Consider the following 12364-nt stretch of genomic DNA (forward strand, 5'->3'; position numbering starts at 1 on the left):
GATCCTTCTAACTCCTTAAGGAATAAATCCGTTTATCTTGTGAGGTTTATTCTTCAGCTGATACATGACCAGCTTCCAGCAAACGGTGGCTACCCGAGTCAAAATACGTACCTTCCAGCAGTCCGATTAATGTATTGGTAACGCGTACTTCAATATCGTTATCCCCTGCTCGCAGCCAGGAGACTTCTCCCCTCCAGCGATATGGAGACCAGCATCGAACGCCCAGACTGTGACCATTCACCCGTACTTCTACCACATCCTGCACCTGCCAGTCGCTGAATTCCAGTTCAAAGGAGGCGACTTCTTCAGTAGGCTGATTCACCCAGAAGCTGCGTTTGTAACTCATCTCTCCTGCAAAATGGGGATAAAACGGCTGTGGCTCAGGTCCAATTCGAGTCGCCGTATCCGGCTCACGAACGAGAGAGACCATGCCTTCATGATGGAATTCCACGCCAAACCTCCCTTGCAGATACAGCGGATCAACGATACCTTCTTCATCCCTCGTAACCTGTATGGTAACGGTCATTTCATTCAGGCCGTTGCGCAACAACGCAGTTATATTGCAGCCAATATTATGGTGATCGGTAATTTCAATTGGCTCAAATTGATCGGGTCCAATCGGTTCTCCGTTGATTTCCATGATCCAGTCACCTGATATCGCCGCCCTGTCCATGAATAACAGACATTCTGCCAATGCCGTTCTCAGCTCAAATGTAGTCGTATACTTGCACTGGATTGGGTAGGCAACGGATGCTTTCTTCGGTGTGCCAAATACCTGATTAAACTGGAGCGGCAGATGATGGTTCTCCGATAATTCCGCCGCCTGGTCAATAAACGGTTTGACTGCAACATGATTACGTTCAAAAATTACACCGTTGTCATTGGAAGCTGTTACGTTGAACTGCCCCATGCGAAGTGTGTTGGACTGTACGCTTTCCAGTCGCCATGGCCCTTCCGAAGGAAGCTGAATGGTATAGGGTTCGTTCTCAGTCTCAGTAACTAAACGACCCGCGCCAGACTTCGTCCCTGTTTGATTCAGAGCAAAAGAATTCTCCTCTAATGCCTCTTGGGCATGTTGTAAAGTAAGCCTTACCGCATGTGCTTCATAGGGAGCAAGCTTTAACGAAATGCACCATTCACCACCACTGCTGGTAAACGGCAATGGTTCACGCTGTCCGTTCTCCAGATTGAGCCGTTCCGCCAGCAGAGTTGTACCCGCTGAAAGATCCACATCCGTCCATAAGCGCTTGGCTACCATTTTCAATTGCCCTTCAAGTTGTTGTCCTTCCTGGTTGGACAAAAAGATCATAAACTCTCCGTCCGATAATTGACGGGTCTGCATAAGCAGCGACGCACTTTCTTCTTCCATGATCCAACAGATCGGTTCGGGCAGTACCTGATCCAGCAGCAGGGAGATCAGTTCCAAGGAGAAGTCATCCCCGCGACCTGTTCCCGCAGGTAGAAAATAGGCATTTCCCTGTCCCTGCTGCCACATCAATTCGCTGCTGTCATGACCTGTTTCGTCCGCATTGCCCCAATATGCCTCATGCGGCTGGTTACCTGCACCAAAGAATTGGGCGGCCTCATTTCCTACAGGGCTTCCTGGCTGGATGGCTACATACGGCGGCATGCCTACAGATATAACCGTTCCTCCCTGTTCCACGAACTGCTTCACCTGCTGCCAGGCTGCTGCCTCCAGGTTCAGCATCGGTGGAAGAATCAGCACTTCATAACGTGCAGCGCCAATCTGAATCGTGCCCTCTGCCAGCACAGCTTCCGCTAACAGCTCGGGGTCCAGATGATCATAGTCACGTCTGTTTTCGAGCAGATGCGAGGTGATCCGCATCCAATCGTTCGTGAGACGATCCAGCTGCGTCCGTTCTGCTTCGTCTTCTCCGCCATATTCGAACCCGTGTAACGGATTTCCCATCAGGCTCCAGAACGTGGTCGTTGGATCAAGCACGGCAATTCGAATGTCCGCTGTCCCGGTGCTCATCAGATAGCTTAAACGCCCCGCGTAATCTCCCAACTGCCGGAAATGACGCCAATACGGGTTCTGTATAAACTGGGATGGCGGTGCATCATGCTTGGCAAGTCCGTCGATGGTATAGAAGAAGGCGTGAAAATTAAAAAAGTTGGTACCCATGGCTGCCATCCGGTCAATCATCCATTTGGCATCCTGTAAGGTCATCGACCAGCCTACACTGTGGAAACACTCAATCAGATTACGGCTTCGTCCCAACTGTCTGGCAAGTGAGCTGACCATCTTCGGATTGTCGCGCATTTTTTTGCCATACCGTTCCAGAATCCAGGATAAGGGGCGTCCGATTTTCTCGTGCGCGGAATCTCCACCTGGCATATGGCTAAACAACTGCGTGGTCATCCTTACCCCGGGCACTTCTGCCGCATACTGAATCCCTGCTTTTTCGCACCAGTCATGTACCTGTTTGTGATACGACTCCCTGAGCAGCAGATGTAACGACTGGTAGAAGTCATACCGAATTCGTTCTGCATCTGGGACATCGCCATGCAGCAGACCGGGTAGCGACTCGATCAGACTGTAACCGCAGCGTTCACTGAAATAGTGAGGAAGCTGTGGAGACCAGGGGATACGCCCAAGCGGCGCAATTTCATCGGAGAACATACCTTTAATTACGCTTTCAAACTGTTCTCCAACGGCTTCCTTATACCGTTCGTGGGTCAGTTCAATAAAACGGCTCATCGCTTCTTTGTGACACGGGTCTACAAAGTTGCCGTAATATTTGAAATCATGCATCTCTTCTTCCTGAAATATAATCACGTCCCATTCCCCAGCGGGAGCTTTCCACAACAGGCGAAAAGCCGTTCGGTATGTAAAAAACCGCTTGCGATTATACGACGTGAGTCCTGTCTCCTGATACACCTGATCAGTCTGGATATTGCCGATGTTACTGCGCAAATCAATGGATTCATGCCACAATCTTTGGCCCTGCGCATCCTTGGGTATTGCCTTCGCCACTAAAATTCGACCCCACGGCAACTCATGATCCACTGTTTCTCCGCCATGAACACAAATATGCTGATGTACAAGCTGGCGCTGCTTCGCCTCAGGAAAATCAAGTGTCACCTCACCGCCAGCCATCCCGCTTGGGTAGGGATACTCGTCATATAACCATACCTGCATGCCGCAGGCGGCCGCCGCTTCCACTGCAATCCGTACTTTGTCAAACCATGCTTCGGACAGATAGGGAATCTCCAGCCCCTGACGTGGACAGATGAAAAAACCACCTACGCCCTGTGCGGACATTTCGGCTATTTGCCGTTTGATTTGCTCTTCTTCCATATCCCCATTCCAAAACCAAAAGGGATGAACCCGGTACTGCGCCTCGGGATTTTCAAATGCATCCCCGTTCCACATGTCGCTTCCTCCCTGTATGTGCAAGAGTGGTCGTCCATCTACCGAAAACGTTCATTTAAGTTCAAATAGGTTTGTTTCGCATTGATTATACATCAAAATCCAAAGACTGGAAGCTATAAATCACAAAAACAGAGATGAAGATGGTTTTAATTGTCCTGAACTATGCATATACGGAAATGCCCGGCTGCTCCTTTGCACTACAAGCAAGGCTGCCGGGCTCTGGAACATCAAACTACTTCAGTGCAGCGTACAGCTCATTCACTTCTTTGACATAGTCATCGCCGCCACTGCTTTTCCACAATGCAACAGCATCCTGGAAGCCTTTTTCATCTATCTGCCCCACGATGAATTTGATACGGGCATCATTAATGATGTTATCCAGCTGTGGTCCTTTCTGCGCATACACATCGGAAATCAGCGGTTCGCCAGGATTGGCAATGACGATCTCCTCATTGGCTTTCTGCACCTGTGCAACCTTTTCACGAACAGGGGTCTGCTGCACACGAAGTGTTTTATCCTCTGGAATAAACATGAGGATCTGGTTCAAACCCTGTACATCTCGTAGCGCCAGTTTGTCCGTGGTCGGAATGATGTAACCCTCTTTTTTCTCATACTGCTTGCCTTCCAGTCCGTTCCCCAGCAGCGCCTGCAATTCAGGTTCATTTAGTTGATCCAGGAAACTCAACACCTTTTTCAGATCTTCTTCCGTTTTGACACTGCTTTTGGAAATGGCGATCATGCCGGAATAGCCGGATGTTGGCATATCGCGCAATCCCTTTGGACCTTCCATCGCTTGAAGCACATCCACGTGACCGGTTGCTGACGGATCTTTCTCCAATATTTTCTGATCCATACGCTGTGCGTTATCCGCCACATCCACCATCACGCCTGCTTGCCCGTTCACAAAAGGATCAGGCAGTTTCGTCGCATCCATCACGGCAAAGTCCTTGTTGACCAAACCTTCGCTATAGATTTGGCGGAAAAATTTCAGAGCTTCCATATACTCTGGTGTCTCATGCGCCGGTATCAAACCTCCGTTACCATCCTCGCCCCACTTGTTGGGTGCACCAAACCATATCTGCATGTTATCCCAAGGACCCGTGAACTTGCTTGCCACCAGACCGTAGGTGTCGTCTTTGCCGTTGCCGTCCGGGTCATCCTTCGTGAACGCTTTCAATACGTTGTAGAACTCGTCAATGGTCTTTGGCTCTTCCAGACCGAGCTTCTCCAGCCAATCCTTGCGGATCGTGACACCGTTACGTCCCAGAGCACGTGCGCGGTAGATGCCATAGGTTTTGCCATCGATGGAAGCATTGTTGGTAATAATTTCATTCATCTGGCTCAGGTTCGGATAGTCTTTCAAATAAGGTCCAAGCTCCCAGAAAGCCCCGGTACGAGCCGCATTAATGAAACTTGGGGACTTGCCCAGCACAACCATAACATCGGGCAGCTTGCCCGAAGCCAGCGTAATATTGAATTTGTCCTCATAAGAGCTGCTCGGTACCCATTGCAGATTCACATCCATCTTGGTCAATTCCTCAAGCTTCTGAATCACAGGACTGTTATCCGGCGGATTCTCCGCTTCAAAGTTCGGAAGCATGATCGTGATCTGATTCGTGCCACCCGCAGCTGTTCCTGAACCTGCTTTGTCCGTGGAGCAAGCTCCCAGAATCGTACTCAATACCAATGATGCAGAGAGTAGCAATACGCCTTTTTTGAATCCCGTCTTTTGTCCCATACGTTCTCCCCCTTGGCTTTAGCCTTTGATTGAACCTAACATGACACCTTTGGCAAAATGCTTCTGCAAAAACGGATACACCAGCAAAATCGGAATGGTACCGACCACAATAACCGCCATTTTAATGGACTGCTCTGGTGGCTGTACAAAATTGGGGTCCATGTTCGCCATATCTCCGACACTGGCCTGCGAGAGCAGAACGATCTGTCTCAACATGACTTGCAATGGCCATTTGTCACTGTCGGAAATGTACAGGAGTGCCGAAAAAAAGTTATTCCAATGCCCTACGGCATAGAATAACGCAAATGTGGCAATCACCGGTTTGGATAATGGCAGAACAATTCGCCACAGTACCCCAAGATCCGAACAGCCGTCGATGCGGGCCGCTTCCTCCAGCCCTGGCGGCATTTGTTGAAAAAAGTTTTTGACAACAATTAAGTTAAAAGCGCTAATCGCGCCAGGAAGCATGAGGGCCCAATAGGAATCCAGAAGTCCAAGTCCACGAATGACGAGATAGGTCGGGATCATCCCGCCGCCGAATAGCATAGAGAAAATTACCATGTTCATCATGACATTCCGGCCCCAGAAGTCACTTCGGGACAGCGGGTAAGCCATCGTCAGCGTGAAGAAGAGATTGACCAATGTACCTGCAACTGTAACAAATATTGAAACCCCTATACTGCGGAAGATGGTGGACGAGGAAAAAATATACTCATACGCACTGAATGAAAACACCTTCGGAATAAGGAAAAAACTGCGTTCGGTTATCTCGGCTTCAGTCGCGAATGAATTTCCTATAATATACAGGAAAGGAAGGACGGTTAATATGCCCAGAATCCCCAGCATGACGTAATTGAAAATATCAAACACTCTGCCGGCAGGGCTGTTGTATAGACGGCTGTTCATGGGCGATTTCCTCCTTATGAATGGATCTCAACACACGTTTAATAGATTCCGGGATGCCCGAATTTCTTGGCCAGTTTGTTGCTGCCCAGCACCAGAATAATGCCGACCACAGACTTGAATAACCCGACCGCGGTACTGTAACTGAATGCCCCTTGCGTAATCCCAACGGTGTATACATACGTATCAAATACATCTGCCACATCACGATTCAGCGAGTTGGTCATCAGATAGATTTGTTCAAAGCCGGTATCCAGGAAGTTCCCCAGCCTGAGAATGAGCAAGATAACAATGGTCGTGCGGATCGCTGGAAGCGTGATGTGCCACATGCGCCGTAATCGACCTGCACCATCCACAATTGAAGCTTCATACTGCTCTGTATCCACACCTGCAAGTGCTGCGAGGAAGATAATCGTTCCCCAGCCCATCTCTTTCCACATCATCTGAACAATAATGAGCGGACGGAATGACCCCGGACTAGCCAATACATCGATCGGTTTGCCTGTGATCCAGGAGATCAGGTCATATAATACCCCGCCTTGCGGAGTCAGAAATACATAAGTGATACTTGCGATAATGACCATGGATACAAAGTGAGGTACATAAACCAGTGTCTGAATCGTTCTTTTGAAGAATGCGACCCGGATTTCATTGAGTAACAAAGCGATGATAATCGGTGCCGGGAAAAAGAATATAAGATCATATAGGGCAAGGACGAGCGTATTCCTTAGCAAACGGAAGAAGTCCGGATTGGAGAAGAAATTCGTAAAGTTCTCCATGCCCACCCATTGACTGTCGCGAATGCCCAGAAAAGGCTGATAATCCTGGAAGGCAATAACGATCCCCCACATGGGCAAATATTTAAAAATGACAAAGTACAAAAATCCGGGAAGCACAAGCACATACAGCCATCTATTTCGTTTGATCTGCCTCTTCCAGTTGGACTCCCGCTTCATGGGCAATGCGGCCATTTCCACTTGAGCTGCTGTAGCGCCATTTCCATTCCAGTCCGTCTTCCCGTTCATAAATGTCTCCCCTCCCTATTTATGTAAGCGTTATCAATCGATCTGTTATTCAGACTATACAGCTGCCCTGTTTCCGGCAACCTTCATTTTTTGCATGGTTGTGCAAAGCGGCCCGAAAGCCCGCTATAACGCCATTTCTAATTCAATTTGGACATATTGAGGTAGAGGTTATTGCACATTTTTGCAGGATTATCCTTCTTTGTTCCCAAGGTGAAACATGAAAAACCGGAGTCCCCTGAAGCGGGATTCCGGTCCGTGATGAACTCTGATAAACAGGTTTATTTACCCTGCCATTGATCCCGATACTGGCTCGGCGTTAAACCTTCCTGTTTCTTAAAAATCCGATTAAAGTAACTGTGCTGGTATCCAACAGCGCCTGCGATATCATTGATTTTCATCGTGGTCTCACGCAGCATTTGCTTCGCCGCATCCATTCGTACCCGTGTTAAATAATCAATGAAATTCATACCGGATACCTGCTTGAACGCCTTGCTTAATGTATAAGGGGTCATCTGCTCCGCATCTGCACAGCCTTCCAGGGAAAGTTCGTTTCTATAATTCTCATCAATAAACAACATCGTACGTTCCACTACCTGCTTCAGAGGCTCCTGGGATCGCATCTCAATCTCCTGCACATATGGCAGCAATACTTCTCCCATCATCCATTTCATCATTTGTGCAGGTTCGCGAATCGTGGACAAGCGCTCATACATGTTGCAGCCACCAAACAGCTTGTAAGGCGTTACTCCGGTCTGCAGCATCATATGCTGAATACTTCCCAGTAATTGAAGCATCATCTGCTGCACCTGGAATTCGGAACTGCCCGCTCGGGTGATCTCGGTCATAAATTGCTCCAGTACACGCTCAGACTCTTCCTTCTTCCCAAGCCTGATTGCCTGAAGAATCTCACGTTCCAGCCCCAGCGGATACGAGGCTTCTTCGGTTCTGCGGAAACATTGCTCATCCTCCAGATCGAGGATCTGGCTCCCGTCTTCCACGCTGCGATAAGCAACCGCCTGCTCCATCTCCATGAATAATCCCGGTAATTCCTGAGGAGAAGCAGCCGGGCGGCTTACGATTACCGTCACGTTCATTTTCAAAGTCTGACCTATGACCTCCACCAGCTCTTGTCCCCATAATAACGCTTGTGATTTCACTGGCTCGTCATTGGGAGCAATCACAAGCATGGCTGAAGACAGGTCGTGAAAGTTCATCACACTAAATTGACTGAAAACATTTTTGGCCACTTCTTCAATGATATTCACTGCCGCAAAGGTAACCAGCCCCGTATCCTGGCTCCCAAATCGACCCTGTAACTGGGCATAGCCCGTAAAATACATCTGAAGAAGCAAAAACTGCTGGCCTTCCACCTCAAAGCCAAGATTCCTCATCCGCTGCTGGAGATCCTGCTCGTTATAGGCATACAGATGCCCCTGCACCAGTTGTAATACAAAGCTGTCCCGCAAATGGGGAAGCTGCTCCTGCAACTGCCGACGGGCGGTCAGACTCTGCGAAGTCAATTCGTTCCATTGCTGTTCCAGCAGCTGGAATTCATCCAGCCTGGTATCTGTTGTTGCTTCATTTCTGCCCGGCGTCAATAGATGTAACATCCTTGCTACGGGGGAATATATTCTGCGTGAAGCAAACCAGGATAATACCAACCCCAGGATAAGACTGCCTGCACTCGCAATGACAATAATTTTGGATACGAGCTTCACGGGCGAGGTCACCGATGTCAGCGGAGCTGCGGAGACATATGTCCAGTCCGAATCAATCCGACTCAATGATCCATAGGACACCGAATAAGTTTCGTCCTCATATTTGAAAAGAAAGGAATGCGCGTCTGAATTCAGGGCAATTTCTTCTTTGAGCTGCTGCTCAAAAGCAAGGTCGGCCTTCCCTGCTGCCGGATTACCGGTAACCAGTGTATTGCCCTGCTGGTCCATGAGAAAGGTTACCCCTTCATCATATGGAGTAAGCGTTTTCAACAAGCTGGCGACTTTGTCATTATCCAGTATAATAATTAGGGCACCAAATGGATTAATGCTTTCACCCGGAATCTTATGTACAAGAACCAGTGCATTACCCGGATCGGTATGCAGGATACTACCATTTGCTTGAGATGCCTTATCACTACTCTGGCTCGCAATCCAGTCTGTCCAATACACATGGTTGCCCATCGTCAGATAGCGATCATAGGCCTGTATTTTGGCTTTATCCTTCAACGCGTTATAATCCCGGTTAAACAAAATCGGTTTCGGTTCCTGTAAATATAGCTGCGCGGATTTGATGAGCGGATGAGAGCCTTGCAGCACGTACAGTGTGGTGACGATCTCCTGTGTTTCGTTGAAATAATACACAAAATCCAGCGTTCGCAGCGCATTGCCAAACCTGGGTTCAAAAGCCCAATGGGACAAGGTCATCTCCAGATAAGCGAGTTGGTCGTCCACGTTGCGCGCCCGGTTCTCAATCTGGCTTTGGTGCATCTGATTAAATTCATTTTCCATCCGGCCAACGACCAACTGGTACATCACGATGCCTGTAATCAGTCCGGGAATGCTGGCAATGAGCAGAATAAGCATCAGACTATTTCGATAAAAACGCCCTTTATGTCGTCCTGTGGTTAACCCTGGCCAACGCGTGAGTATGCCGGAGGACCTTCCCTTCCTAACTGGTTCCATCTGCGCTCACCTGCCTGCTTGCGTATGGTCTGACTGTCATGGGAACTCCCTCAACTCCCCTGCTGAATGGTTTACATGAGAATATATGGATGAAATCGGTTTCTTGTATTATACGCATAATTTCCAGGGGAATGAAACGGTATGCAGCAGAGCATTTTTTAACCAATGTTTTATTAACGCATCGAAATGGATTACAATAGGATAAAGCAAAACATGAAGGAGGCCTTTTAATGAAGGAACAAACTTATTTTCAAGAAAATAGAGAGAAACATCTGGCAGAATTAAACGAATGGTTGTCCATTCCAAGTATTTCAGCCATTTCGGCACATAAACAGGATATTAACCGTGCGGCACAATGGGCTGCAGATGCACTCACTCGTGCAGGTATGGAAAATGTAGAGGTTATTCCAACAGCGGGACATCCGATTGTATATGCAGATCACCTGCATGCACCCGGCAAACCAACCGCACTGATCTATGGACACTATGATGTACAGCCTGTCGATCCGCTTAACCTGTGGGAAACACCTCCATTCGAACCTACCGTTCGGGACGGCAAGCTGTTTGCACGCGGTGCTACGGATGACAAAGGACAAATCTTCATACATATCAAGGCGGTTGAAGCTCTGCTTGCCGAAAACAAGGAACTTCCCGTTAATGTGAAATTCTGCATCGAAGGCGAAGAGGAAATCTCCAGCCCGAACCTGCCGATCTACCTGAACGACAATACAGACAAGCTGCGTGCAGACATGGTACTGATCTCGGATACGTCCTTGCTCGAAAAAGGAAAACCGGCCATTTCCACGGGTCTGCGTGGTCTTTGCTCGCTCGAAGTGGATCTGAACACAGCCAACACGGACCTGCATTCCGGTTCATTTGGAGGCGGTGTACCGAACGCCCTGCACGCATTGGTGTCCCTGCTCGCTTCGCTGCATGATGAGCAAGGCCGCGTGAGCGTAGATGGTTTCTATGATGGCGTTTTGCCGCTCTCTCCTGAGATGAGAGAAGAGTTCGTGAAGCAAGGCTTCAATGAAGAACAGCTTCGTCAAGACCTTGGACTGGAGCAATTGTATGGGGAAGAAGGTTACTCGTTCGTGGAACGTGTTGGCGCACGTCCGACCCTGGAACTGAATGGCGTATGGGGCGGATTCCAAGGTGAAGGCACCAAAACCGTTATTCCGAAGGAAGCTCATGCCAAAATTACCTGCCGCCTTGTTGCGGATCAAGATCCACAGCATGTGCTGGACCGTATCGAAGCACATCTGCGCGCTCACGTCCAACCAGGCGCAACGCTGGATATAAAACAGATTGAGAAAGCCTTTGCTTTCAATACAGATCCTTCCAATCCATTCCTGCAAAAGGCAGCCGATGCTTATGAGCAAGTGTACGGTGTTCGTGCCCTGTTTACGAAAGACGGCGGGTCCATTCCGATCGTGGAGAAACTTTCACGCGTGCTTGGTATCCCGGCTGTTATGATGGGCTTCGGTTTGCCAGACGAGAATCTGCATGCACCGAATGAGCATTTCAACCTGGAGAACTTTGATAAAGGGTTGTTGACGATTGTTCAGTTTTTAAAAAGTTTGTAAAGTATAGTTCATGTGAAAAATAAGTATTGGAAAGCGTGCAAGTGGCCGTTACGGATACGAATCGTTCTTTCGATCGCTGTTATCGTCGGATTTTTTGGATTCCCCTTCTCAAAGGGTAAAATCCGACGATAGCATATGCTTCCGAAGTAGCTTTCTTGCAGAAAGCTTTTAGGCAAACGCTCCGCTTCTACAGAATCGATTTCGTCTCCTTCACTACTTTGCAGCTTTCCATGAACTTATTTTAAGACTGAGCTTACTTTACAAATGATGGGTAGTGGGTAGTTATATAAATAGGGGTGTGCCGCCATAAATATGGACGGCACACCCCTTTTGTGATTGGTAGATCTGGATACATTCGCAACGGCTCGTTATTTACCTTTTAACGAACCTAGCACGTGCTATTCGACGTAAATCCGCAGTTTCGGCGAATTAACGAATCGTAGACGCTTTATTCCCTTGTTTTGCATGTCATTCATCAGGTTTTTACTGAATTAACGTGGCTGACGTTCGTTAGCCATTCCGATCCAGACTAATCCTCACAATAAGGTGCGACAGATTCATTAGCGTTGTGTCCAGTTGAAGCAAACCAACTTCCGGAGACATCCACCAGATTCTACTCTTGTATCTCCACTTATGAACGGAAGGTTGTGAAATTTAACATATGCACAAGCTGCATCATGTGCGTAATTTCCTGCTGGACTTCGGAGGTGTCCGTACCTGCCATCGCCAGATTGGCCCGAAGCGTTCTACGGGTGTTCAGCATACCGTCGATTAATTTCATAACCGTGTTGCGTCCACGGTGATCCACAATCATATACTTTTTGCGTGCATCCAGCTCCACCCATACGATATTGCTGAATGAGGTGAATAGGTGTCTGCGGTACTGCTCCATATCGGTCTCATTGTAGTGCTCGCCATAAAAGGCATAATATCCGTGTACGTGCAGCTTCTCCGCCAGCTCTGTGATGAACGGGTCGAATTCGAGCATAGCGTTACGTTCCATGTTTCACGCCTCCGTAATGCGTGATCCGCAG

At 48.4% G+C, this 12364-nt stretch carries 7 protein-coding genes; 1 reads left to right on the plus strand and 6 read right to left on the minus strand.

Annotated features, from left to right (window positions below):
• Positions 1 to 46 precede the first annotated feature (46 nt).
• The 5 genes from MKY42_RS26435 to MKY42_RS26455 form a co-directional block, all read right to left on the minus strand.
• A complete protein-coding gene (locus MKY42_RS26435) occupies positions 47 to 3397 on the minus strand; it encodes a glycosyl hydrolase (RefSeq protein ID WP_339845942.1) in 3351 nt (1116 codons plus the stop codon).
• A 232-nt stretch (positions 3398 to 3629) separates the two neighbouring features.
• Complete coding sequence (locus MKY42_RS26440) at positions 3630 to 5135, minus strand: extracellular solute-binding protein (RefSeq protein ID WP_090904418.1); 1506 nt, start codon at positions 5133 to 5135, stop codon at positions 3630 to 3632.
• A gap of 18 nt (positions 5136 to 5153) precedes the next feature.
• Positions 5154 to 6041, minus strand: a complete 888-nt coding sequence (locus MKY42_RS26445) for a carbohydrate ABC transporter permease (RefSeq protein WP_024632531.1) — start codon at positions 6039 to 6041, stop codon at positions 5154 to 5156.
• Positions 6042 to 6079: 38 nt separating this feature from the next.
• Positions 6080 to 7009 (minus strand): sugar ABC transporter permease, encoded by a 930-nt coding sequence (locus MKY42_RS26450; RefSeq protein WP_090904573.1) that lies wholly within the window; start codon positions 7007 to 7009, stop codon positions 6080 to 6082.
• 332 nt (positions 7010 to 7341) lie between these two features.
• Positions 7342 to 9744: an AraC family transcriptional regulator gene (locus tag MKY42_RS26455; protein WP_339845944.1), complete on the minus strand. Its 2403-nt coding sequence runs from the start codon at positions 9742 to 9744 to the stop codon at positions 7342 to 7344.
• A 230-nt stretch (positions 9745 to 9974) separates the two neighbouring features.
• Between MKY42_RS26455 and MKY42_RS26460 the strand changes: the two genes are divergently transcribed.
• Positions 9975 to 11330 (plus strand): dipeptidase, encoded by a 1356-nt coding sequence (locus MKY42_RS26460; protein ID WP_339845947.1) that lies wholly within the window; start codon positions 9975 to 9977, stop codon positions 11328 to 11330.
• Between the two features lie 631 nt (positions 11331 to 11961).
• Here the strand turns inward: MKY42_RS26460 and MKY42_RS26465 are convergent.
• Entirely contained in the window at positions 11962 to 12333 is a 372-nt protein-coding gene (locus MKY42_RS26465; RefSeq protein ID WP_053783145.1) for a hypothetical protein, read from the minus strand.
• Positions 12334 to 12364: the final 31 nt, after the last annotated feature.

It is taken from the genome of Paenibacillus sp. FSL W7-1088, from assembly GCF_037969855.1.
Lineage (GTDB): Bacteria > Bacillota > Bacilli > Paenibacillales > Paenibacillaceae > Paenibacillus.

Bases quoted from the DNA above. Each gene is read 5' to 3' on its own strand.
- MKY42_RS26435 (WP_339845942.1), bottom strand. From the start codon at position 3,397: ATGTGGAACGGGGATGCATTTGAAAATCCCGAGGCGCAGTACCGGGTT.
- MKY42_RS26440 (WP_090904418.1), bottom strand. From the start codon at position 5,135: ATGGGACAAAAGACGGGATTCAAAAAAGGCGTATTGCTACTCTCTGCA.
- MKY42_RS26445 (WP_024632531.1), bottom strand. From the start codon at position 6,041: ATGAACAGCCGTCTATACAACAGCCCTGCCGGCAGAGTGTTTGATATT.
- MKY42_RS26450 (WP_090904573.1), bottom strand. From the start codon at position 7,009: ATGGCCGCATTGCCCATGAAGCGGGAGTCCAACTGGAAGAGGCAGATC.
- MKY42_RS26455 (WP_339845944.1), bottom strand. From the start codon at position 9,744: ATGGAACCAGTTAGGAAGGGAAGGTCCTCCGGCATACTCACGCGTTGG.
- MKY42_RS26460 (WP_339845947.1), top strand. From the start codon at position 9,975: ATGAAGGAACAAACTTATTTTCAAGAAAATAGAGAGAAACATCTGGCA.
- MKY42_RS26465 (WP_053783145.1), bottom strand. From the start codon at position 12,333: ATGGAACGTAACGCTATGCTCGAATTCGACCCGTTCATCACAGAGCTG.